The organism is Variovorax sp. AC103 (assembly GCF_979254005.1).
This window is the reverse complement of sequence record NZ_CEEDFC010000006.1, coordinates 222,021-245,453: the sequence shown is the minus strand read 5'-3', so window position 1 is coordinate 245,453 and position 23,433 is coordinate 222,021. Positions and strand designations below refer to the sequence as shown.

Genomic DNA, 23,433 nt, shown 5'->3' with positions numbered 1-23,433 from the left:
CGCGCGGATTGTCATCATTGTTCGGACTTGTTACCGCCCCCGCGGGCCGGTCAAGGACGTCCCTGCGTGTCGGACAGGCGCGATCAGCGCTTCCTGGGCATCTGCCCCGTCTGGGGGGCGGAAGGGGCCGCGGCGGCCGCGGCCGGCACCGTGCCGGGGTCTTTCCAGCCGTACTCCACATAGCGCCGGATGACCAGGCAGCCCGGCGGCGAGTCGATCAGCGAGACCGACGAAGTGGGCTCCCTGTCGTCGGTGTACACGGCGAAGTTGGGCAGCAGCCGGGTCATGCGGTAGCCGGCCAACTCCTGCTGCGCGACGCTCTCGCAGGTGAAGGGCGCCACCGAGATGCGCTCCGCCGACACGGTGCAGTTGCCGCTGTCGTCGGGAATCGCCGTGATCGACGCCGCCACGCCGGCGTTCGGGTACTGGATGCCGATGAGCGAGAACATCGGCCCCGCATCGGGGCGCCTGCGGTCCCAGTCGAGCAGCACGTCGTGGCCTCGGCTGCCCTGCACCGTGAGCGCGGACAACCGGGAGATGGCGGGCAGGCAGCGCTTGACACCCGCGCTGGTGGCGGCGCGCGTGAGCGTGTCCTGCGCCGCCGCCGGGGGCGCCTGCGGCACGAGCACGCCCTGCGCAAGCGCGGCGCCGGCGGCGACCCCAGCGAGAACGGCGGGCAGCAGCCGCTGCAATGTCTGGGTGGGCTTCATGGCGATCCTTGCGCGTACAGGTGCTCGATGGCCGCCGTGTAGGCGCGCACGTTCTCCTCGCCCTCGGGGGCCAGCGCGGCAATGAACCGGCGTGCGCGCTCGCGGTAGGCCGGCAGGTCGGCGTCGTGCTCGGCAAAGGCGCGCTGCAGCGCCCGACCGCCCTCTTCGCAGTCGAAGCCGTGGTAGCGGTAGCCGCAGCCGCCGATGAGGTGCGAGTTGTGGACCAGCGGGTAGCCGCCGTACAGGGCTTCGTAGAAGAGGTAGTTCTGCGCGTTCTCCCAGTGGTGCGCAAACACCGCATCGATCTTGCCGGGCATCACCTGGTACACCGGAAAGCGGCCCTCGAAGCTCGCCAGCCCGTGCTGCACGATGTCCAGGCTCTGCGCAAAACCGACGAACAGCGGCTTCTCCTTCAGGTGGAAGCTGTTGTAGACCCACATCTTTTCGATCAGCCGCGGCTGCGCGCGGTGCGCCGCCTCGCAGCCGAGCATGGGAATGAAGCTGGTCTTCACCAGGCAGATGTTGGGCTCGAAGATGGCCACGCGCCACTGCTGGCGTCCGGGCTCGTAGGCGAAGGCCGGGCCCTCGGGCGCACGGGCCATGGCACGCTCCAGCACCATCGGGCTCCACAGGTGCGGCATCAGCCGCACCGGCGCGCGGAAGGTGGCCTCGAAGTAGGGCTTGCACGAGCTTTCGTACTCGGGAATGGTCCAGACCTCGTCGTACGGCGCACCGGAGATCAGCAGGCCGTGCGGCTTGTCGAAGATCATGCGTTCGATGTCGATCACGTAGTCGTTGCCCACGCGCATCGAGACGATCTTGCCGCCCTTGCCGCGGAACGCCACCGACCATTCGCGCGCCAGCTGCGCGCTCATCTCGATCATGAGGTCGAGTTCCTGGGCGGCAGTGGCCATGTCGATGATGGGCACCGGCGAATCGGCCAGGAAGCCGGTGGCGTCCGCGGGGCCGCCGTCGCCGCCGCCGGCCACCAGCACGGCGCTTTGCACGCGCGGCGACCGCAGCAACAGCATCACGAGGAACAGGCAGTTCTGGTAGACGCCGTTCTCCCACAGGCTCTGCTCGCCCCTGCGGATGAAGATCGACACACCGACCTTGAGCCTGTCCGGCATGGCGGTGCGTGCCGTTTCGCTCATGCCGCGCTCGCTTTGTCGGCGCGGAACGCGGCATTGCCGCCCACGAGGTGCAGCAGGCGCTGCGCATAGCCGTCGACGTTCGCGGGGCTGAGCGGGTCGACCGACGCGAACACGCGCTGCGAGCGCGCGCGGTAGTCGTCGAGCTGCGCGTCGTGCGTGCGCACGGCCTGCAGCAATTGCCGCGCGCCGGCGGCGATGTCGAAGTCCGGGTACCGGTAGCCCGCGTCGCGCAGCCAGGGCGAGTTGTGCACCAGCGGGTAGTCGCCGTACAGCGCATCGAGGTAGCTGTAGTTCTGCTCGTTCTGCCACTGGTGCGAGACCACCGCGTCGGCGTGCTGCACCATGAAGCCTGCGAAGTCGTTGCGGCCGTGGAAGACCGCCTTGTGTGCGCGCACGAGGTCCAGCGAGTTCGCCAGGTACAGCATGGTCGGGTGGTCCTTGATGTGCAGGGTGTTGAGCACCTGCATCGACGCCACTGCGGCCGGCTCGGCCCGGTAGGCGCCGTCGCAGACCAGCATGGGGATGCTGCTGGACTTCACCACCGAGATGTTGGGCTCGAAGATCGCCACGCGGAACCCGGGCTGCGCGGGCGTGCGCGGCGTGTAGCCGAAGCGCCATCCCGCCGCCTCGACCTCGGCGATGCGCTGGGCCAGGAACTGGGGCGCCCAGAGGTAGGGCACTTCGAACACCGGGCAGCGGTGCAGCGTGCGCATCATGGGCGTGAAGACCTCGTCCTTGGGCAGCAGCCACACCTCGTCGCAGCGGTCGGGCCGGCTGAAGTGGCCCTTGTCGGTGAACACGATGGGCTCGGCCAGGGCCACGAAGGGCTGGCCTACGCAGTGGAAAACGACACGGCCGCCGCAGGCGCGGAAGTAGGAAAGCCATTGCACGTCGAGCGCACCGGCCATTTCGATGACCACGTCCAACGCGTCGGTCAGCTCCCGGGCGCGCGCTAGAGCCAGCCCCCTCGCGGCCAGGTCGACCTGGGGCGGCATGTTCGGCTGGTCGCCGGCGTCGACCAAGGTCACCGATTCGACGAATTCGATCTGCTGCAACAACTCGGCCAGGAACAGCACGTTCTGGCCCATGCCGTTTTCCCAGATGTTCTGGCCGGCGTGGGTGAGGACCGAAATGCCAATTCGCATGGTCGCGCAGTGTGTACCCAAAAAAGAGTCGCGCGCAATTCGGCAATGCATGCCGAGGATTCAGTTCGCCGATGGAAGCGGCAGCTCGTTCCGCCAATTTCTCCCGAAGAAACAGATTTCGTCCACCTGCTGCTGCGCCTACACTTTTGCAGGCGCGGACAGGCATTGCAGCTTGCAGATCCAAGAGTTCACCGGCTGCTGGGAAGTGAATTTCCACCGTTTCAATTCAAGCCGCGCCATCGCCGCCATCGCCGCCATCAATTAACAATTGCAAGGCAATGAGATGAATTCCGCAGCCAGGCTTCGAGTCGGCGTCACCATCGGCCTCCACCACGAAGCCGAAACCCTATGGAACAACGGCATCAAGCAAAACGCCGTGTTCCTGGCAGAAGCGCTGAAGCATTGCCCCGCTGTCGAGTCCGTGGTTCTGGTCAATACCACCGCAACCCCCATCACCCCCGCGCTGCCCTGGGACCAGGCACGCTGGCCCACCCTGGGCTTCGAATCGGCCAAGGACAGCGTGGACGTGCTGATCGAACTCGGCGGCCAGATCGATGCAGCGCAAACCGACCACCTCAAGCGCCGCGGTGCGCGGCTGGTGTCTTACTGCTGCGGTTTCGAGTACGTGCATGCGATGGAGTCGATGCTGTTCGACAGGCCCCTCTGGGGTTCCAAGCTCTTCGTGAACCAGCGCTACGACGACATCTGGATGGTTCCGCAGGTGGCGCACCTCAGCCAGCCCTACTTCGAGGTGCTGCGCCGTGCCCAGGCGCGCGCCGTGCCCTTCGTCTGGAGCCCGGTGTTCCTGGACGAACGCGCCCGCGCCCTGCCCGGCGCCGGGGTCTACCAGCCGCGCAGCGGCCCGCGCAGGCTCAGCGTCATGGAGCCCAACATCGACGTGGTGAAGTTCTGCCTCTACCCGGTGCTCATCGCCGAACTGGCGTATCGCGCGCGGCCCGAGGCCATCGAACGGCTGCAGGTCACCAACACCGAGCGCATGGCCACAGGCAACATGGAATTCATCTCGCTGATGAACCAGCTCGACCTGGTGCGCCAGCACAAGGCCGTGTTCCTGGGCCGGCACGAGACGCCCGTTTTCCTGGCGCAGAACACCGACATCGTGGTCTCGCACCAGTGGGAGAACCCGCTCAACTACTTCTACCTGGAAACCTGCTGGCAGGGCTATGCGCTGGTGCACAACGCACACCTGTGCGGAGACCTCGGCTACTACTACGCCGACAACGACGTGGCCGGGGGCTGCGCGCGCCTGCTCGAAGCCATCGACACGCACGATGCGCAGGCCCCGGCCTATCGCGAACGCCAGCGCGGCCTGATCGCACGCTACCTGCCCGGCAACCCGGCAGCCACCGAGGTCTACAACGCCCTGCTGCTCGCCCTCTTGCAGCACCCCGCCCGATAACCGGACCTGTTCATGCTTGAACCCGCCGCGCTCGCCCAGTTCTTTCCCGTGATCGTCACGCCGAGCCACGACGGCAAGTTCTTCCAGAACTACGTCGTATCGATGATGAACTTCGCCATCGAGGCCGAGCGCGTCGGCATGCGCCTGCAGGTGCTCTTTCACCAGGGCGAAAGCCTGGTGACCCGGGCGCGCAACAACTGCGTGGCGCAGTTCCTGGCCAACCCGCACTGGACCCATCTGTTCTGGATCGACGCCGACATCGGGTTCTCGGCGCAGGCAGCGTTCCGGCTGCTGCTGGCCGACTACGACATCGCCGCCGGCGTGTACCCGCTGAAGCGGGAAAACTGGCCCGCCGAGGGCGTGGCCGCGGGCACCACGCGCCAGCGGTTCGAAGCCACGTTCACGCGCTACACGGTCAATGCAAAGGCGTCGGAGACCAGCGCGAAGGTCGAGCTCGACGTGCAGCCCGACGGCTTCATGAAGATGACCGAGGCGCCTACCGGCTTCATGGCCATCAAGCGCGGCGTGTTCGAACGGCTCATGGCGAGCTACCCCGACCTGCGCTACGTGCCCGACGGCATCGGCGACGCCGACCTGGGCCTGCACTACCGCTTCTTCGACGTCATGGTCGATCCGCAGACGCGGCGCTACCTCTCGGAAGACTATGGGTTCTGCCGCCTGTGGTCGGCGCTGGGCGAGTCGGTGTACATCGATGCCAACTCGAACCTGACGCACCAGGGCGCCAAGCTCTACGGGGGCGACTTCGCCAGCTCCCTGGTGACCTCGCTGCCGCACGCGGTGGGCGGGCCTGTCGGGGCCGCCATGGTGCTCAAGGGCCAGGAATACCTGCAGTCCAACGCGCCGCCTGCCTGAGAGGCCCCACAGGACGGCGCCCATGAAAAAAGCCCCGCAGAGCGGGGCTTCTTCTTGGCAAAGGCGCCGGGCGGATCAGCAGGCCGCTGCGGTTTCGCTCACCTTGTAGTCGTCGATCTTGTCGAAGTTCAGGTACTGGTAGATCTGCGCGCTGGAGGCATCGAGCACGCCCGTGGCGGCCATGTACTCTTCCCTGGTCGGGATGCGGCCCAGGCGCGAGCAGATGGCAGCCAGCTCGGCCGAGCCGAGGTACACGTTGGTGTTCTTGCCCAGGCGATTGGGGAAGTTGCGCGTGCTGGTCGACATCACCGTGGCACCTTCGCGCACCTGCGCCTGGTTGCCCATGCACAGCGAGCAGCCCGGCATTTCGGTGCGGGCACCGGCATTGCCGAACACGCCGTAGTGGCCTTCCTCGGTGAGTTGCTGCGCGTCCATCTTGGTGGGCGGCGCGATCCACAGCTTGACCGGGATGTCGCGCTTGCCTTCGAGCAGCTTGGAGGCTGCGCGGAAGTGGCCGATGTTGGTCATGCACGAGCCGATGAACACTTCGTCGATCACGGCACCGGCCACATCGCTCAGCGTCTTCACGTCGTCGGGGTCGTTCGGGCAGGCCACGATCGGTTCGTGGATCTCGGCCAGGTCGATCTCGATGACGGCGGCGTACTCGGCGTCGGCATCGCCCTGGAGCAGCTGCTGGTCGGCCAGCCAGGCTTCCTGGGCGGCGATGCGGCGTGCGAGCGTGCGTGCGTCGGCGTAGCCTTCGGCAATCATCCACTTCATCAGCGTGATGTTGCTGTTGATGTACTCGGCGATCGGCTCCTTGTTCAGGTGCACCGTGCAACCGGCGGCCGAGCGTTCGGCCGAAGCATCGCTCAGTTCGAAGGCTTGTTCCACCTTCAGGTCGGGCAGGCCTTCGATCTCGAGGATGCGGCCCGAGAAGATGTTCTTCTTGCCTTGCTTGGCCACGGTCAGCAGGCCCGCCTTGATGGCGTACAGCGGAATGGCGTTGACCAGGTCGCGCAGCGTCACGCCGGGCTGCATCTTGCCCTTGAAACGCACGAGCACCGATTCAGGCATGTCCAGCGGCATCACGCCGGTAGCGGCCGCAAACGCCACGAGGCCCGAGCCGGCCGGGAAGCTGATGCCGATGGGGAAACGGGTGTGGCTGTCGCCGCCGGTGCCCACGGTGTCGGGCGTCAGCAGGCGGTTGAGCCACGAATGGATCACGCCGTCGCCCGGGCGCAGCGACACGCCGCCGCGGTTGGCCATGAACTCGGGGAGTTCGTGGTGCATCTTGACGTCGACCTTCTTGGGGTATGCCGCCGTGTGGCAGAACGACTGCATCACGAGGTCGGCCGAGAAGCCCAGGCAGGCCAGGTCCTTCAGTTCGTCGCGCGTCATCGGGCCGGTGGTGTCCTGCGAGCCGACCGAGGTCATCTTGGGTTCGCAATACGTGCCCGGGCGAACGCCCTGGCCCTCGGGCAGGCCGCAGGCGCGACCGACCATCTTCTGTGCGAGCGAAAAGCCCTTCTTGGTGTCGACCGGGCTGGTCGGCAGGCGGAACAGGGTCGACACGGGCAGGCCCAGCGCCTCGCGCGCCTTGGTGGTGAGGCCGCGGCCGATGATCAGCGGAATGCGGCCGCCGGCGCGCACTTCGTCGAACAGCACGTCGCTCTTGACGGTGAATTCGGCGATGACCTTGCCATCCTTCAGCGCCTTGCCTTCGTAGGGGCGCAGTTCGACCACGTCACCCATGTTCATCTGCGTGACGTCGAGCTCGATGGGCAGTGCGCCCGAGTCTTCCATGGTGTTGTAGAAGATGGGAGCGATCTTGCCGCCGAGGCAGACGCCGCCGAAGCGCTTGTTGGGTACGAAGGGAATGTCTTCGCCGGTGAACCACAGCACCGAGTTGGTGGCGCTCTTGCGCGACGAACCCGTGCCGACCACGTCGCCGGCGTAGGCCACGAGGTGGCCGCGCGCGCGCAGGTCTTCGATGAACTTCACCGGGCCGCGCTTGCCGTCTTCTTCAGGGACGATGCCGGGGCGCGCGTTCTTGTGCATCGCCAGGGCGTGCATCGGGATGTCGGGACGCGTGGTGGCGTCGGGGGCGGGCGACAGGTCGTCGGTGTTGATTTCGCCGGCCACCTTGAAGATGCTGACGGTGATGCTCTGCGGCACTTCGGGGCGGCTGGTGAACCACTCGGCGTCGGCCCAGCTTTGCAACACGCCCTTGGCGTGCACGTTGCCCTTGTCGGCCTTTTCCTTGACGTCGTGGAACTGGTCGAACATCAACAGGGTTTTCTTCAGGCCTTCTGCTGCCACGGCGCCGACTTCGGCGTCGTCGAGCAGGTCGATCATGGGGCTGATGTTGTAGCCGCCGAGCATGGTGCCGAGCAATTCAGTGGCGCGGGCGCGCGAAATGAACTCGCTCTTCTCGGTGCCGTGGGCCACGGCCGCGAGGTAGCTCGCCTTGACCTTGGCGGCGTCGTCGACGCCGGCGGGCACGCGATGGGTGAGCAGATCGAGCAGGAAGGCGCCGTCCTTGGCGTTCGCGCTCTTGAGGAGCTCGATGGCTTCAGAGGTCTGCTTCGCGCTCAAGGGCAGCGGCGGGATACCGAGCGCGGCGCGTTCGGCAACATGGTCAACGTAGGCTTGCAACATCTTTTTTTCTCCGGAAACTGGTCTGACGGGCGAGCGAGGCGGCCCCAGCGGTCAAGCAAGAGCCGCGCCGCACCCCGTTTTGGTCGGTACGCTTACTTCGCGCCGTCCGCACCTTCGAAAAGGGCCTTCGGCGGGTTCTTCTTCATTTCGGCGGCGAACGCGACTTGCGCGTCGGTCTGGCATTCATCGGCAATGCGCAGGCCGGCCTTCTGGTTCATCAGCATCGACTTGTTGCCCAGCTGCAGCCACATGGCGCCGGCACGCGGGTCTTCGAGGCGGATGGCACCGGTGCGGCTTTCGACCGGGTGCATGCGGAACTTCTGGCCCTTGGTGGTGATGTTGAAGAAGCCGGGCTTCTTCTCGTCGGGCGTCACGGTCACGTCGGCGCCGAGTTCGCACTGGGCCTTGCCGATGGACACGCGCTGGGCGACGGCCAGGTCGGCGTCGGTGAGCACGATGTTGGTCTCGTCGGCGATGGGGGTGACTTCCTCGACAGCCTTGGCTGCCTTGCGGGTGACCTGGCGCTTGGGAGGCGCCTTCTTGGCGTCGGCCTTTGCGGTCTTGGCGGCAGGCTTTGCGGCCGGGGTGGCGGTCTGGGCCATGGCGGCGAACGGCAATGCCAGGGCGACAGCGGCGATCAGGGCAATTTTCTTCATGTGTGGGTTTCCTTGAGGCTGGGTTTGGATGGTTTCAGGAGGCCGCGAATGCAAACCAGGCTTTCGCCTCGGAGGGCAATGCGCGCCCTGTTGCGTGGGCGCGCGTCAGAACTTGCCAGAAATGGCGATAACTCGCGCGGTCGTGCAATGTGCCATCAATTTGTGTCGGCGCCCAATCCGCCGCTGCCGCCTTTACAAGGATTTTTGTGGCAATTTGAATCTGAGCCTCGTCGGGCGCGAAAGCCTCGAGGATCGGGCGGATCTGGTTGGGGTGGATGCTCCACATGCGCGTGTAGCCGAATTCGGTCGCCGCCCTGCGGGCCGCGGTGCGCATGGCATCGGAGTCGTTGAACTCGGTGACCACGCAGTGCGACGGCACCTTGCCCCAGGCATGCGCGGCCGACGCGATGGCCAGCTTGGCGCGCACCACCAGCGGGTGGCTGAACTGCCCCGCCGCGCCCATGCCGTCGGCCGGAATGGCGCCGGCGTGGGCCGACACGAAATCCATCAGGCCGAAGCTCAGCGACTGCACGCGCGGGTGGGCGGCGATGTCGAAGGCGTTGTGAACGGCCAGCGGCGATTCGATGAGCACGTGCAGCGGCAGCGTGCCGGCATCGGCCGCATCGAGCGCCGCGACGGCCTGCAACACGTCGGCCACCGACTCGACCTTCGGCACCATCAGGTGGCTCAGGCGCTCGGCGGCACGGCCCGCGATGGTGATCACGTCGCCGACGAATGCCGGGTGGTCGACCGGGTGCACGCGCACGCCGACACGCATGCCGGGCGCGGCGGCCAGCGCCAGTTCGGTGACGAGCGCGGCATGCTCTGCCTCGCCGCCCACGGGGGCGCCGTCTTCGCAGTCGAGGGTGACGTCGAACACGCAGGCGCCGAACTCCTGGGCCATCTCGGCCTGGAGCGCGAGGCTCTTCCTCATGCGCGCCTCGACGCCGCTGTAGTGGTCGCACACGGGCAGCGTCACCGCGCCGGCCTGCGCACCGAGCAGCACCTGGGCGGGATGGACTGCGTTCGTCATGCCTTGTCGCCCTTTTGCGCCACGATGAACATCCGCGGAAAGGCAAGCAGCCGCTTGCCGTCGGCCCGTGCCGGGTAGGCCTCGTCCACGCGGCGCAGGTACTCGGCCAGGTAGCTGGCCTGCAGGTCTGCCGGCAAGCGGTCGACGAAGGGCTTCAGCCCCGTGCCGCGCACCCATTCGACGATGGATGCGGCATCGGCCATGCGGTGCTGGTAGATGGTGTGCCATACGTCCACGTGGGCCGCGCGCGGCGCCAGCAGGTCGTAGTAGCCACCCAGGTCGAGCAACAGGGTGCGCAGCCGGTCGGCATCGCCGATGGCCTCGGCCCAGGGGGCTTCGGCGGCCACCGCGCGCATCAGCCGGTGCGTGGGCTCCTGGCGGTTGTCGGGCATCTGGATGGCGAGCACGCCACCCGGGGCCAGCGCGTCGAACAGGCGCGGGATCAGCATTGAGTGATCGGGCACCCATTGCAGGGACGCGTTGGCGTAAATGAGATCGGGCGCTTCTTCCTTGGAACGCGGCGCCCAGGTCGCGATATCGCTCAACTCGAAGGTCGCCTGCGGCAGCCGCTCGCGCGCGCTGGCCAGCATGGCCTCGGAGTTGTCGGTCCCGACGGCTTGCGCCGCCGGGAACCGCCTGACCAGCAGCTCGGTGGAATTGCCCGGTCCGCAGCCGAGGTCGACCACGCGGGCCGCCCCGGTGAGCGGCACCCGCGCCAGGAGTTCCTGTGCGGGCCGGGTGCGCTCGTCCTCGTAGCGACGGTAGAGCGCGGGATTCCAGTCGAGCATGCGGTCGGATTCGCTCAGATCAGGTGAGCGACGCCGGCTTGCTCGCCTTGCAGCTCTTCCAGCGTCTTGTTGATGCGTTCCTGGCTGAATGCGTCGATCTCGAGGCCTTCGACCAGCTTGTACTCACCGTTTTCGCAGGTGACGGGGAAGCCGAACATGGTGTCCTTCGGGATGCCGTACTGGCCGTCCGACGGGATGCCCATGGTGACCCACTTGCCGTTGGTGCCCAGGGCCCAGTCGCGCATGTGGTCGATGGCGGCGTTGGCAGCCGAAGCAGCCGACGACAGGCCGCGTGCTTCGATGATGGCCGCGCCGCGCTTGCCGACGGTCGGCAGGAACGTGTTGGCGTTCCATTCCTGGTCGTTGATCATCTTGGCGACGCTTTCGCCGTTGATGGTGGCGAAGCGGTAGTCGGCGTACATCGTGGGCGAGTGGTTGCCCCACACGGTGAGCTTCTCGATGTCGGCCACGGCCTTGCCGGTCTTGGCGGCGATCTGGCTGGCGGCACGGTTGTGGTCCAGGCGCAGCATGGCGGTGAAGTTCTTGCGCGGCAGGTCGGGCGCGCTCTTCATGGCGATGTAGGCGTTGGTGTTGGCCGGGTTGCCGACAACCAGCACCTTGACGTTGCGGCTGGCGACGGCGTTCAGGGCCTTGCCTTGCGCGGTGAAGATGGCGCCGTTGACGGCCAGCAGCTCGGCGCGTTCCATGCCGGGGCCGCGGGGGCGCGAACCGACCAAGAGGGCGTAGTCGGCGTCCTTGAAGGCGGTCATCGGGTCGCCGTGGGCTTCCATGCCGGCCAGCAGCGGGAAGGCGCAGTCGTCGAGCTCCATCATCACGCCCTTGAGCGCCTTCTGGGCCTTCTCGTCGGGGATTTCGAGCAGTTGCAGGATGACCGGCTGGTCTTTGCCGAGCATTTCGCCGGAAGCGATACGGAACAACAGGGCGTAACCGATTTGACCGGCGGCGCCGGTGACGGCAACGCGAACGGGCTTTTTGCTCATGGGAAGACTCCAGAAGGTAATGAAAACGGTGTTGGCGCTCTCGTGGGGCGCCAGGGGTCCTGCGGGACGAAATACCTTCCCGCAGCGCGAGACCCGCAATATTTTAAGCCGATTCAATGAGGGCCGTCTTATGTCTTATATAAGATATCCTCCACGGGCCCGCAAAGGCGCACCCCACCGCTGCCATGAACACGCCCACCACCCTCGACGAGCCCACGACGCCGTCCTTCAGCCCGCTCTACCAGCAGATCAAGACATTGATCCTGCAGAGCCTGCAGGCGGGCGAGTGGAAGCCGGGCGAGCCCATCCCGAGCGAGATGGACCTGGCGGCGCGCTACCGCGTGAGCCAGGGCACCGTGCGCAAGGCCATCGACGAACTCGCTGCCGAAAACCTGGTGGTGCGCCGCCAGGGCAAGGGCACCTTCGTCGCCACCCATGCCGAACAGCACGTGCAGTACCGGTTCCTGAAGCTCGTGCCCGACGCGGGCGACCCGAGCACCGAAGGCCCCGCCGTGCGCACCATCGTCGACTGCAAGCGCCTGCGCGCCTCGGCCGACGTGGCGCGCGCCCTGGGCCTGCGAACCGGCGATGCGGTGCTGCAGGTGCGCCGCGTGCTGGCCTACGGCGGCGTGCCGACCATCCTCGAAGACCTCTGGCTGCCCGGCACGCCCTTCAAGGGCCTTACCGCGGAGCGGTTGCGCGCCTGGCCTGGCCCCATGTACGCGCTGTTCGAGACCGAATTCGGCGTGCGCATGGTGCGCGCGGAAGAAAGAATTCGCGCCGTGCTGCCCGACGCCGAGCAGGCGCAACTGCTCGACGTGCCCGCGCAGATGCCCCTGCTGAGCGTGGAACGCGTCGCACACACCTACCATGACATGCCGATGGAGCTGCGCCGCGGGCTCTATCGCACCGACACGCACCACTACAGGAACCAGCTGGGCTGAGCCGATGCAGAAGAAGAAAGACGGAATCCGCCACGCCGACTTGCGCACACAAGCTGTGCAGCGTGCTACGAAGTCAATAGCATCCGACTGCAACGGTGCGCTGACTTGGGCGCGTCCGCTGTCCGATGGTGCATTGCAATAGAATTTTGCGTTGTTTGCATTTCCGCATAAGAAACAAAAGCGTTCGCTCTCAGAACAAGCCAACAAGTCTCCAAGCCACGAAAGCACTTCCCCCATGACAGAGCTTGCAACTCCCCCCAGGCCGCCGCGCCGCGAATTCCGCAACATCAACGCCTTCACCGATCTCAGGACCTACCGGCTCCCGCCGGCCGGCATCGTGTCGATCCTGCACCGCGTCAGCGGCGTGATCATGTTCCTGCTGCTGCCGTTCATCATCTGGATGTTCGACACCTCGCTGTCATCCGACTACTCGTTCGCCAGGTTCAAGGGCGCATTCAACGCAGGCATCGGTTTCGCTCCGGGGTGGTTCTTCAAGCTGGTTGCGCTGGCACTCATCTGGGCCTACCTGCATCACTTCATCGCCGGGCTGCGCCACCTCTGGATGGACGTGAGCCACGCCGCGGTCACCAAGGAATTCGGTCACAGCTCCGCCCTGGTCACGCTGTCCCTGAGCATCCTGCTCACCGTGGTGCTCGGCGCCAAGTTGTTCGGCCTGTACTGAGAAGGAGTCACCCCATGTCTGTGAACTACGGCTCCAAGCGCATCGTCGTCGGCGCGCACTACGGTTTGCGCGACTGGCTCAGCCAGCGCATCACGGGCGGCCTGATGGCGCTCTTCACGATCATCCTGCTCGCGCAACTGATCTTCACCCGCGGCCCCATCGGCTACGACCTGTGGGCCGGCATCTTCGCCGCCCAGTGGATGAAGGTGCTGACCTTCTCCGTCATCGTCGCCCTGCTCTATCACGTGTGGGTCGGCATGCGCGACGTGTGGATGGACTACGTCCAGCCCGTCGGCATCCGTCTCGTGCTGCAAATCTTCACGATCGTCTGGCTGGTCGGTTGTGCGGGTTGGGCCATTCAAGTGCTCTGGAAGATCTGACCTGACATCCCCACCATGACCTATACAAAAGAACAAATCACCAAGCGCAAGTTCGACGTCGTGATCGTCGGTGCCGGCGGCTCCGGCATGCGCGCCTCGCTGCAGCTCGCACGCGCCGGCCTCAACGTGGCCGTGCTGTCCAAGGTGTTCCCCACCCGTTCGCACACCGTCGCTGCACAAGGCGGCGTGGGCGCATCGCTGGGCAACATGAGCGAGGACAACTGGCACTACCACTTCTACGACACGATCAAGGGTTCCGACTGGCTCGGCGACCAGGACGCGATCGAGTTCATGTGCCGTGAGGCCCCGAAGGTCGTGTACGAGCTCGAACACTTCGGCATGCCGTTCGACCGCAACCCCGACGGCACCATCTACCAGCGTCCGTTCGGCGGCCACACGGCCAACTACGGCGAGAAGCCCGTGCAACGCGCCTGCGCCGCGGCCGACCGCACCGGCCACGCGATGCTGCACACGCTCTACCAGAAGAACGTCGAAGCACGCACGCAGTTCTTCGTCGAATGGATGGCGCTCGACCTCATCCGCGACGACGACGGCGACGTGGTCGGCGTGACCGCGCTCGAAATGGAAACCGGCGACCTGCACATCCTGCAGGCCAAGACCGTGCTGCTGGCGACCGGCGGCGCAGGCCGCATCTTCGGTGCGTCCACCAATGCATTCATCAACACCGGCGACGGCCTGGGCATGGCGGCCCGCTCGGGCATTCCGCTGCAGGACATGGAGTTCTGGCAGTTCCACCCCACCGGCGTGGCCGGCGCGGGCGTGCTGCTGACCGAAGGCTGCCGCGGCGAAGGTGCCATCCTGCTGAACAGCAACGGCGAACGCTTCATGGAGCGCTACGCCCCCACCCTGAAGGACCTGGCACCGCGCGACTTCGTGTCGCGCTCGATGGACCAGGAAATCAAGGAAGGTCGCGGCTGCGGTCCCAACAAGGACTACATCCACATGAAGCTGGACCACCTCGGCGCCGACACCATCCACAAGCGGCTGCCGTCGGTCTACGAGATCGGCATCAACTTCGCGAACGTCGACGTCACCAAGGAGCCGATCCCGGTGGTGCCCACCATCCACTACCAGATGGGCGGCATTCCGACCAACATCAACGGCCAGGTCGTCATCCAGCAGGGTGAAGACAACAGCGCCGTGGTGAACGGCCTCTACGCCGTGGGCGAATGCTCCTGCGTGAGCGTGCACGGCGCCAACCGCCTGGGCACCAACTCGCTGCTGGACCTGCTGGTGTTCGGCCGCGCGGCGGGCAACCACATCGTCCAGTTCAACGACAAGCTCAAGGAACACAAGGCGCTGCCGGCCAACGCCGCCGACCGCACGCTGCAACGCCTGAACGAGCTCGAAAACAGCACCGACGGCGAATACGCGCAGGACGTGGCGGGCGAGATCCGCGCCGTCATGCAGCAGCACGCCGCCGTGTTCCGCAAGCAGTCCTCGATGGACGAAGGCGTGGTCAAGATCGCCGCCGTGCGCGAGCGCGTCAAGGCGATCGGCCTGAAGGACAAGTCCAAGGTGTTCAACACCGCGCGCATCGAAGCACTGGAAGTCGACAACCTGATCGAAGTGGCGCAGGCCACCATGGTCTCGGCGGCCGCCCGCAAGGAGTGCCGCGGCGCCCACACAGTGGAAGACTACGAGCGTCCCTCGGACGATCCGGTCGCGCCGCTGGGCCGCGACGACGCCAACTGGATGAAGCACACGCTCTGGTACAGCCAGGGCAACCGCCTCTCGTACAAGCCGGTCAAGCTGCAGCCACTCACCGTGGCCTCGGTTCCCCCGAAGGTCCGCACGTTCTAAGCCACGGCTAACCGTCAGCCAAGTAAAAGCATCACAAGGTCACCACGATGAAGCGCACATTCCAGATCTACCGCTACGACCCGGACAAGGACGCCAAGCCTTACATGCAGACCATCGAGGTCGAACTCGACGGCCACGAACGCATGCTGCTCGACGCGCTCATGAAGCTCAAGGCGCAGGACCCGACGCTGTCGTTCCGCCGCTCGTGCCGTGAAGGCGTCTGCGGTTCCGACGCGATGAACATCAACGGCAAGAACGGTCTGGCCTGCCTGACCAACATGAACACGCTCAAGGGCACCGTCGTGCTCAAGCCGCTGCCGGGCCTGCCCGTCATTCGCGACCTGATCGTGGACATGACGCAGTTCTTCAAGCAGTACAACTCGATCAAGCCGTACCTGCAGAACGACAGCGTGCCGCCCGAGAAGGAGCGCCTGCAGTCGCCCGAAGAGCGCGAAGAGCTCGACGGCCTGTACGAGTGCATCCTGTGCGCGAGCTGCTCCACGAGCTGCCCGAGCTTCTGGTGGAACCCCGACAAGTTCGTGGGCCCGGCCGGCCTGCTGCAGGCCTACCGCTTCATCGCCGACAGCCGCGACGAAGCCACCGCCGAGCGCCTGGACAACCTGGAAGACCCGTACCGCCTGTTCCGCTGCCACACGATCATGAACTGCGTGGACGTGTGCCCGAAGAACCTGAATCCGACCAAGGCCATCGGCAAGATCAAGGAATTGATGGTGCGCCGCGCCATCTAAGCCCTGACTCATTGCCTAGAGACGCCACCATGCAAACCGCCGCCGACTCCGACCAGCCGCTCAGCGAACGTGCGCTGAGCAAGCTGAAATGGCGCTGCCGGCGCGGACTGCTCGAGAACGACCTGTTCATCGCCCGCTTCTTCGAGCGGCACGAATCCCACATGACCAACGGTCAGGCGGGAGCGATGGAGACACTGATGGACCTGTCGGACAACGACCTCCTCGACCTCCTTCTCCGTAGAAAGGAGCCCGAGCCCGAATGGGCCGGGGCCGAGGTGGTCGCATTGCTGCAGCTGATGCGCACCGACGGCGCGCAGCGCCCCGCCATCTCTCCTTCGTCCTGAATCCACCTCTGAAAGTAAACCGAAATGAAAGCATCCGATACCAAGGCCACGCTGTCGTTCAGCAATGGCGGCGACAGCGTCGACCTGCCGATCTACAAGGGCACCGTGGGCCCCGACGTGATCGACATCCGCAAGCTGTACGCACAGACCGGCATGTTCACGTACGACCCGGGCTTCATGTCGACCGCGGCCTGCCAGTCGGCCATCACGTACATCGACGGCGACAAGGGCGAGCTGCTGTACCGCGGCTACCCCATCGAGCAGCTCGCGACCAACTGCGACTTCCTCGAGACCTGTCACCTGCTGCTGTACGGTGAACTGCCGGACCAGGCCAAGAAGGAAGACTTCACCAAGGTCGTGACGAACCACACCATGGTGAACGAGCAGATGCAATTCTTCCTGCGCGGCTTCCGCCGTGATGCCCACCCGATGGCCATCATGACCGGCCTCGTGGGTGCCCTGTCGGCCTTCTATCACGACAGCACGGACATCAACAATCCCGAGCACCGCGAGATCGCCGCGATCCGCCTGATCGCGAAGATGCCCACGCTGGTGGCCATGGCGTACAAGTACACGATCGGCCAGCCGTACATGTACCCGAAGAACGACCTGAGCTATGCAGGCAACTTCCTGCACATGATGTTCGCCACGCCGTGCGAAGAGTACAAGGTGAACCCGGTGCTCGAGCGCGCGCTCGACCGCATCTTCATCCTGCACGCGGACCACGAGCAGAACGCCTCGACCTCCACGGTGCGCCTGTGCGGCTCGTCGGGCACGAACCCCTTCGCGGCCATCGCGGCCGGCGTGGCCTGCCTCTGGGGCCCTGCCCACGGCGGCGCCAACGAAGCGGCGCTGAACATGCTCTACGACATCCAGAAGGAAGGCGGCGTCGAGAAGATCGGCGAGTTCATCAAGAAGGTCAAGGACAAGAACTCGAACGTCAAGCTGATGGGCTTCGGCCACCGCGTGTACAAGAACTACGACCCGCGCGCCAAGCTGATGCAGGAAACCTGCAACGAAGTGCTGACCGAGCTGGGCCTGGAACAAGACCCGCTGTTCAAGCTCGCCAAGGAACTGGAAAAGATCGCCCTGGAAGACGAGTACTTCGTGTCGCGCAAGCTGTACCCGAACGTCGACTTCTACTCGGGCATCGTGCAGCGCGCCATCGGCATCCCGGTGCCGCTGTTCACCGCGATCTTCGCGCTGGCCCGCACGGTCGGCTGGATCGCCCAGCTGAACGAGATGATCGGCGACCCCGAGTACAAGATCGGCCGCCCGCGCCAGCTGTTCGAAGGCTCGCCCAAGCGTGATGTGAAGCCGATCTCGGCCCGCTGATCGATTCGCGAACCTTTCGCACCCCCAAAAAGCTGCCTCCGGGCAGCTTTTTTATTGCCCGTTCGGCAGGTCCCTCTTCGCCAGCGGGCAGCAATGCCATCTCAGATCACGATGGCAATGACATGAAAACAGTAAGAAAATAGCCAGCTCATCGCCAGACGCGATGCCCAAGCCCTGATCCAGCCCCCATGAGCACGTCCGAACGCAACTTTGCCCGCCGCATCGACCTCACGTCGCTGCAGCTGTTCGTGGCCGTGTGCGAGCTGGGCAGCATCGGCCGCGCGGCGGAGCGCGAGTTCATTGCGGCGTCGGCCATCAGCAAGCGGCTGTCGGACCTCGAGGCCACGCTGGGCACCACGCTGCTCTACCGCCATGCGCGCGGCGTCGACCTGACACCGGCCGGCGAAAGCCTGCTGCACCATGCGCGCTCGGTGCTCTACAGCCTGGAGAAGATGCAGGGCGAACTCAGCGAATACGCGGACGGCGTGCGCGGCCACGTGCGGGTGCACGCGAACATCTCGGCCATCGTGCAGTTCCTGCCGGAGGACCTGGGCGTGTTCACACGGGCGCACGAGGCCATCAAGATCGACCTGGAAGAGCACCTCAGCAGCGAGGTGATCCGCGCGGTGCAGGAGGGCGCGGCCGACCTCGGCGTGTGCCACGTGGCCGGCGGCGCGGGCGAGCTGCAGAGCCTGTCGTACCGGCACGACCGCCTCGCGCTGATCGTGCCCACAGGCCATGTGCTGGCCGCGCAGGGCGCGATCGACTTCATCGACTCGCTGGCCTTCGACCACGTCGGCCTGCACACCAACAGCTCGATCTACGTCGCGATGCACGAGGCCGCGCTGAACGCGGGCCGCAGCGTCAAGCTGCGCATCCACGTCACCGGCCTGGACGCCATGTGCCGGATGATCGAGAACGGCCTGGGCATCGGCGTGATGCCGCAGCGCGCCTTCGAACTCATGCGCAACGGCATCGGCCGCGGCCTCGTGAGCGTGGCACTCAATGACGCCTGGGCCGCGCGCGAAATCCGTCTGGTCGCCCGCGACTTCTCCACGCTGCCGGTGGCGGCGCGCTCGCTGGTGAACCACCTGCACGCCGCGGCGGACGGCACGGAACAACTTGCGGCTTGAAACCAATTCGAAGCCGCACAGACAAGACAATCCATTTCCCCACGAAAGACAAAGAGACCGACATGGCACGCACGCTCTACGACAAGATCTGGGACGAACACGTCGTCCACACCGAGGAAGACGGCACCGCGATCCTCTACATCGACCGCCACCTGGTGCACGAAGTGACCAGCCCGCAGGCCTTCGAAGGCCTGCGCGAAGCCGGCCGCAAGCTGTGGCGCATCAGCTCGGTCGTGGCCACCGCCGACCACAACACGCCGACCACCGGCTGGGAGCGCGGCTATGCGGGCATCGCCGATCCGACCAGCAAGGAACAGGTCACCACGCTGGACAACAACATCGCGGAATTCGGCGCCGCCGCGTTCTTTCCGTTCCTGAGCAAGCGCCAGGGCATCGTGCACGTGATCGGTCCCGAGAGCGGCGCGACGCTGCCGGGCATGACGGTGGTGTGCGGCGACTCGCACACCTCCACGCACGGCGCGTTCGGCGCGCTGGCGCACGGCATCGGCACCAGCGAGGTCGAGCACGTGATGGCCACGCAGACGCTGCTGGGCAAGAAGGCCAGGAACATGCTCGTGAAGGTCGAGGGCAAGCTGCCCCTGGGCTGCACGGCGAAAGACATCGTGCTGGCCATCATCGGCAAGATCGGCACGGCCGGCGGCACGGGCTACACCATCGAGTTCGCAGGCTCGGCCATTCGCGACCTGAGCATGGAAGGCCGCATGACGGTCTGCAACATGGCCATCGAGGCGGGCGCGCGCGCAGGCCTCGTGGCGGTGGACGAAAAGACCATCAGCTACGTCAAGGGCCGCCCGCTCGCGCCCACCGGCGTGGAATGGGAGCAGGCAGCCGCCTACTGGCGCACGCTGCAGTCGGACCCGGGCGCGAGCTTCGACGCCGTGGTCGAGCTCGACGCCACGCAGATCCCGCCGCAAGTGACCTGGGGCACCTCGCCCGAAATGGTGGTCGACATCAACGGGCGCGTGCCCGATCCGGACAAGGAAAAGGACGCCAGCAAGCGCGGCGCCATCGAGCGCGCGCTGGTCTACATGGGCCTGGAACCCAACAAGGCCATGAACGACATCTTCATCGACAAGGTGTTCATCGGCTCGTGCACCAATAGCCGCATCGAGGACATGCGCGAAGCCGCAGCCGTGGTGAAGAAGCTCGGCCAGAAGGTGGCGAAGAACGTGAAGCTCGCGATGGTCGTGCCCGGCTCGGGCATGGTGAAGGAACAGGCCGAGCGCGAAGGCCTCGACGTGATCTTCAAGGCCGCGGGCTTCGAATGGCGCGAGCCCGGCTGCTCGATGTGCCTGGCGATGAACGCCGACCGCCTGGAGCCTGGCGAGCGCTGCGCCTCCACCAGCAACCGCAACTTCGAAGGCCGCCAGGGCGCCGGCGGGCGCACCCATCTCGTGAGCCCGGCCATGGCCGCCGCCGCCGCGGTGCACGGCCACTTCGTCGACGTCCGTACGTTCGCCTGAACACACAAGAGATTCACATGCAGAAATTCACCGTGCACAAGGGCCTCGTGGCCCCGATGGACCGCGAGAACGTCGACACCGACGCAATCATTCCGAAGCAGTTCCTGAAATCGATCAAGAAGACCGGCTTCGGCGTGAACCTGTTCGACGAATGGCGTTACCTCGACGCCGGCTTTCCGGGCCAGGACCCGGCCAGCCGCAAGCCGAACCCCGACTTCGTGCTGAACCAGCCGCGCTACGCAGGCGCCTCGGTGCTGCTGGCGCGCAAGAACTTCGGCTGCGGCTCGTCGCGCGAACATGCGCCGTGGGCACTCGACCAGTACGGCTTTCGCGCGATCATCGCGCCGAGCTACGCCGACATCTTCTTCAACAACAGCTTCAAGAACGGCCTGCTGCCGATCGTGCTGCCCGAAGCCCAGGTGGCGCAGCTGTTCGACGAGGCGCTGGCCTTTCCGGGCTACACGCTGACCATCGACCTGGAACGCCAGGTGGTGGTGAAGCCGGACGGCGGCGAGCTGGCGTTCGACGTGCAGGCGTTCCGCAAGTACTGCCTGATCAACGGGCTGGACGACATCGGCCTCACGCTGCGCCACAAGGACAAGATCAAGGCGTTCGAAGCCGAGCGCCTGGCGCAGAAGCCGTGGCTCGCGCATACGATGCTCGCCAACGCCTGAGCGCGCGCTTTTTACTCTCTTCAACACACGACAAAAATGAAAATCGCAGTTCTCCCGGGTGACGGCATCGGCACCGAAATCGTGGCGGAAGCCGTCAAGGTGCTCAAGGTGCTCGACCTGAAGTTCGAGATGGAATCTGCGCTGGTCGGCGGCGCGGCCTACGAGGCACACGGCCATCCGCTGCCCGAAGCGACGCTCCAGCTCGCCAAAGACTCGGACGCGGTGCTGTTCGGCGCCGTCGGCGACTGGAAGTACGACAAGCTCGACCGGCCGCTGCGGCCCGAGCAGGCCATCCTGGGGCTGCGCAAGAACCTGGGCCTGTTCGCGAACTTCCGCCCGGCCATCTGCTACGAAGAACTCGTGGATGCGTCGAGCCTGAAGCCCGAGCTGATCGCGGGCCTGGACATCCTGATCATTCGCGAGCTGACCGGTGACATCTACTTCGGCCAGCCGCGCGGCCGCCGCACCGCTGTCGACGGCCACTTCCCGGGCGCCGAAGAGGCCTTCGACACGATGCGCTACTCGCGCCCCGAGGTCGAGCGCATCGCCCGCGTCGCCTTCGAGGCGGCTCGCAAGCGCAGCAAGCGCGTGACCAGCGTGGACAAGAACAACGTGCTGGAAACCTCGCAGCTGTGGAAAGACGTGATGGTCGACATCGCGAAGGAATATCCGGACGTCGAACTCGACCACATGCTGGTCGACAACGCGGCCATGCAACTCGTGAAGGCGCCCAAGAAGTTCGACGTGGTGGTCACCGGCAACATGTTCGGCGACATCCTCTCGGACGAGGCCGCGATGCTCACCGGCTCGATCGGCATGCTGCCCTCGGCGTCGCTCAATGCGAGCAACCAGGGCCTGTACGAGCCCAGCCACGGCAGCGCGCCCGACATTGCCGGCAAAGGGGTTGCCAATCCTTTGGCTACAATCCTGTCCGCTGCCATGATGCTCCGCTTCTCACTCAACCAACCCGAGGCTGCCGACCGAATCGAGTCGGCGGTGAAGCACGTGCTTGCCTCCGGGCTGCGCACGGGCGACATCTGGTCGGAAGGCACGAAGCGCGTCGGCACCCGCGAAATGGGCGACGCGGTCGTAGCAGCAATCACCAAAAAGACGATTACCGGCTAACCGCAGCCCGCTTCGTCACGCCCCTCCCCGGCTCGACGAGTCGGGGGCAAAAAAGACAACTTCTTTCTTTTTTCACAAGGGCAAACTGAAATGGCGAACGCATCCCAACAACCTCTGGTCGGCCTCGTAGGCTGGCGCGGCATGGTCGGCTCGGTCCTGATGGACCGCATGCAGGCCGAAGGCGACTTCGGCCTCATCGAACCGGTCTTCTTCTCGACCTCCAACGCCGGCGGCAAGGCCCCGGCGATGGCCAAGAACGAAACCGCGCTGAAGGATGCGAACGACATCGACGCACTGAAGAAGTGCGACATCGTCATTACCTGCCAGGGCGGCGACTACACCAGCGAGGTGTTCCCCAAGCTGCGCGCCGCCGGCTGGAACGGCCACTGGATCGACGCCGCCTCCACCCTGCGCATGCAGGACGACGCGGTCATCGTGCTGGACCCCGTCAACCTGCCCGTGATCCAGAACGCGCTCACCAACGGCGGCAAGAACTGGATCGGCGGCAACTGCACCGTGAGCTGCATGCTCATGGGCGTGGGCGCCCTCTACAAGGCCGGCCTGGTCGAATGGATGACCAGCATGACCTACCAGGCAGCCTCGGGCGGCGGCGCGCAGCACATGCGTGAGCTGCTGACCCAGTTCGGCACCCTGAACACCGAAGTGCGCGCCCTGCTGGACGACCCGAAGTCGGCCATCCTCGAAATCGACCGCAAGGTGCTGCACAAGCAGCAGAACCTGAGCGCCGCTGAAACGGCAAACTTCGGCGCACCGCTGGGCGGCTCGCTGATCCCCTGGATCGACAAGGACTTGGGCGACGGAATGTCCAAGGAAGAGTGGAAGGCCGGCGCCGAAACCAACAAGATCCTGGGCCAGGGCGCGGGCTTCGGCACCGCCGCCGTGCCGGTCGACGGCTTCTGCGTGCGCATCGGCGCGATGCGCTGCCACAGCCAGGCGCTGACCTTCAAGCTCAAGAAGGATGTGCCGGTCGCCGACATCGAAGCGCTGATCGCCGCCGACAACCCGTGGGCGAAGGTCGTGCCGAACACCCGCGAAGCGACCGTGAAGGACCTGACGCCGGTGGCGGTGACGGGCACCATGAACATTCCGGTCGGCCGCATCCGCAAGCTGGCAATGGGCCCGGAGTATGTCGGCGCCTTCACCATCGGCGACCAGCTGCTGTGGGGTGCCGCAGAACCGCTGCGCCGCATGCTGCGCATCCTGCTCGAAGCCTGATATGGGGTGCTCAGCGCCTTTTGAAACATGAATTGTTGCTAAATGGCAACGCTCCATGTGATCGTAAGTATGCGCGCACTGG

Annotated in this window: 23 protein-coding genes; 15 read left to right on the top strand and 8 right to left on the bottom strand. The window is 65.7% G+C overall.

What is annotated here, in order from left to right; translation table 11 throughout:
* Nucleotides 1-83: 83 nt before the first annotated feature.
* The 3 genes from AC0IYU_RS11590 to AC0IYU_RS11580 are packed head-to-tail and all read right to left on the bottom strand — an operon-like array spanning nucleotide 84 to nucleotide 3,009.
* Complete coding sequence (locus AC0IYU_RS11590) at nucleotides 84-710, bottom strand: hypothetical protein (protein WP_472116653.1); 627 nt, start codon at nucleotides 708-710, stop codon at nucleotides 84-86.
* Complete coding sequence (locus tag AC0IYU_RS11585) at nucleotides 707-1,864, bottom strand: DUF2827 domain-containing protein (RefSeq protein ID WP_472116650.1); 1,158 nt, start codon at nucleotides 1,862-1,864, stop codon at nucleotides 707-709. Before AC0IYU_RS11585 ends, AC0IYU_RS11590 begins: the two co-directional genes overlap by 4 nt.
* Nucleotides 1,861-3,009: a DUF2827 domain-containing protein gene (locus AC0IYU_RS11580; protein WP_472116648.1), complete on the bottom strand. Its 1,149-nt coding sequence runs from the start codon at nucleotides 3,007-3,009 to the stop codon at nucleotides 1,861-1,863. The genes AC0IYU_RS11585 and AC0IYU_RS11580 overlap by 4 nt, the downstream gene beginning before the upstream one ends.
* On the opposite strand from AC0IYU_RS11580, the gene AC0IYU_RS11575 reads away from it, so the two are divergent.
* From AC0IYU_RS11575 to AC0IYU_RS11565, 3 genes are read left to right on the top strand one after another with little or no spacing between them, the layout of a single operon-like run.
* Nucleotides 2,996-3,274, top strand: coding sequence for a hypothetical protein (locus AC0IYU_RS11575; protein WP_472116646.1), 279 nt, complete (start codon nucleotides 2,996-2,998; stop codon nucleotides 3,272-3,274). The genes AC0IYU_RS11580 and AC0IYU_RS11575 overlap by 14 nt on opposite strands.
* Before the next feature lie 18 nt (nucleotides 3,275-3,292).
* A complete protein-coding gene (locus AC0IYU_RS11570) occupies nucleotides 3,293-4,429 on the top strand; it encodes a DUF2827 domain-containing protein (protein WP_472116643.1) in 1,137 nt (378 codons plus the stop codon).
* 12 nt (nucleotides 4,430-4,441) lie between these two features.
* Nucleotides 4,442-5,302: a hypothetical protein gene (locus AC0IYU_RS11565; RefSeq protein WP_472116640.1), complete on the top strand. Its 861-nt coding sequence runs from the start codon at nucleotides 4,442-4,444 to the stop codon at nucleotides 5,300-5,302.
* Between the two features lie 75 nt (nucleotides 5,303-5,377).
* On the opposite strand, the gene AC0IYU_RS11560 is transcribed toward AC0IYU_RS11565, so the two are convergent.
* The 5 genes from AC0IYU_RS11560 to AC0IYU_RS11540 form a co-directional block, all read right to left on the bottom strand.
* On the bottom strand, nucleotides 5,378-7,963 hold the full coding sequence (locus AC0IYU_RS11560; protein ID WP_472116638.1) for a bifunctional aconitate hydratase 2/2-methylisocitrate dehydratase: 2,586 nt from the start codon (nucleotides 7,961-7,963) through the stop codon (nucleotides 5,378-5,380).
* Nucleotides 7,964-8,055: 92 nt separating this feature from the next.
* Nucleotides 8,056-8,619, bottom strand: coding sequence for a hypothetical protein (locus AC0IYU_RS11555; RefSeq protein WP_472116635.1), 564 nt, complete (start codon nucleotides 8,617-8,619; stop codon nucleotides 8,056-8,058).
* A 34-nt stretch (nucleotides 8,620-8,653) separates the two neighbouring features.
* Nucleotides 8,654-9,652, bottom strand: a complete 999-nt coding sequence (locus tag AC0IYU_RS11550) for an HpcH/HpaI aldolase/citrate lyase family protein (protein ID WP_472116632.1) — start codon at nucleotides 9,650-9,652, stop codon at nucleotides 8,654-8,656.
* Entirely contained in the window at nucleotides 9,649-10,440 is a 792-nt protein-coding gene (tam, locus tag AC0IYU_RS11545) for a trans-aconitate 2-methyltransferase (protein WP_472116629.1), read from the bottom strand. The genes AC0IYU_RS11550 and tam overlap by 4 nt, the downstream gene beginning before the upstream one ends.
* Before the next feature lie 14 nt (nucleotides 10,441-10,454).
* Nucleotides 10,455-11,441, bottom strand: coding sequence for a malate dehydrogenase (locus tag AC0IYU_RS11540; protein ID WP_296780172.1), 987 nt, complete (start codon nucleotides 11,439-11,441; stop codon nucleotides 10,455-10,457).
* Between the two features lie 185 nt (nucleotides 11,442-11,626).
* Between AC0IYU_RS11540 and AC0IYU_RS11535 the strand changes: the two genes are divergently transcribed.
* The 12 genes from AC0IYU_RS11535 (at nucleotide 11,627) to asd (ending at nucleotide 23,351) form a co-directional block, all read left to right on the top strand.
* The gene (locus AC0IYU_RS11535; RefSeq protein ID WP_472116627.1) at nucleotides 11,627-12,385 is read left to right on the top strand and encodes a GntR family transcriptional regulator; all 759 of its coding nucleotides are present in this window, start codon (nucleotides 11,627-11,629) and stop codon (nucleotides 12,383-12,385) included.
* A 235-nt stretch (nucleotides 12,386-12,620) separates the two neighbouring features.
* The gene (gene sdhC, locus AC0IYU_RS11530) at nucleotides 12,621-13,067 is read left to right on the top strand and encodes a succinate dehydrogenase, cytochrome b556 subunit (protein WP_435483081.1); all 447 of its coding nucleotides are present in this window, start codon (nucleotides 12,621-12,623) and stop codon (nucleotides 13,065-13,067) included.
* Nucleotides 13,068-13,081: 14 nt separating this feature from the next.
* Entirely contained in the window at nucleotides 13,082-13,447 is a 366-nt protein-coding gene (gene sdhD, locus AC0IYU_RS11525; RefSeq protein WP_206177819.1) for a succinate dehydrogenase, hydrophobic membrane anchor protein, read from the top strand.
* A gap of 15 nt (nucleotides 13,448-13,462) precedes the next feature.
* Complete coding sequence (gene sdhA, locus AC0IYU_RS11520) at nucleotides 13,463-15,271, top strand: succinate dehydrogenase flavoprotein subunit (RefSeq protein ID WP_472116623.1); 1,809 nt, start codon at nucleotides 13,463-13,465, stop codon at nucleotides 15,269-15,271.
* A 47-nt stretch (nucleotides 15,272-15,318) separates the two neighbouring features.
* Nucleotides 15,319-16,020, top strand: coding sequence for a succinate dehydrogenase iron-sulfur subunit (locus AC0IYU_RS11515; protein ID WP_435435287.1), 702 nt, complete (start codon nucleotides 15,319-15,321; stop codon nucleotides 16,018-16,020).
* 29 nt (nucleotides 16,021-16,049) lie between these two features.
* On the top strand, nucleotides 16,050-16,364 hold the full coding sequence (locus AC0IYU_RS11510) for an FAD assembly factor SdhE (protein ID WP_435435286.1): 315 nt from the start codon (nucleotides 16,050-16,052) through the stop codon (nucleotides 16,362-16,364).
* A 24-nt stretch (nucleotides 16,365-16,388) separates the two neighbouring features.
* The gene (gltA, locus tag AC0IYU_RS11505; RefSeq protein ID WP_435443190.1) at nucleotides 16,389-17,699 is read left to right on the top strand and encodes a citrate synthase; all 1,311 of its coding nucleotides are present in this window, start codon (nucleotides 16,389-16,391) and stop codon (nucleotides 17,697-17,699) included.
* Between the two features lie 188 nt (nucleotides 17,700-17,887).
* A complete protein-coding gene (locus AC0IYU_RS11500) occupies nucleotides 17,888-18,832 on the top strand; it encodes a LysR substrate-binding domain-containing protein (RefSeq protein ID WP_435483078.1) in 945 nt (314 codons plus the stop codon).
* 62 nt (nucleotides 18,833-18,894) lie between these two features.
* Nucleotides 18,895-20,316 (top strand): 3-isopropylmalate dehydratase large subunit, encoded by a 1,422-nt coding sequence (gene leuC, locus AC0IYU_RS11495; protein WP_472116620.1) that lies wholly within the window; start codon nucleotides 18,895-18,897, stop codon nucleotides 20,314-20,316.
* 17 nt (nucleotides 20,317-20,333) lie between these two features.
* Complete coding sequence (gene leuD, locus AC0IYU_RS11490; protein ID WP_472116617.1) at nucleotides 20,334-20,990, top strand: 3-isopropylmalate dehydratase small subunit; 657 nt, start codon at nucleotides 20,334-20,336, stop codon at nucleotides 20,988-20,990.
* A gap of 36 nt (nucleotides 20,991-21,026) precedes the next feature.
* The gene (gene leuB / locus AC0IYU_RS11485) at nucleotides 21,027-22,115 is read left to right on the top strand and encodes a 3-isopropylmalate dehydrogenase (RefSeq protein ID WP_472116614.1); all 1,089 of its coding nucleotides are present in this window, start codon (nucleotides 21,027-21,029) and stop codon (nucleotides 22,113-22,115) included.
* A 90-nt stretch (nucleotides 22,116-22,205) separates the two neighbouring features.
* Nucleotides 22,206-23,351 carry an aspartate-semialdehyde dehydrogenase gene (gene asd, locus AC0IYU_RS11480; RefSeq protein ID WP_435435281.1) on the top strand — a complete coding sequence of 382 codons (1,146 nt, stop codon included), beginning with the start codon at nucleotides 22,206-22,208 and terminating at the stop codon, nucleotides 23,349-23,351.
* Nucleotides 23,352-23,433 lie beyond the last annotated feature (82 nt).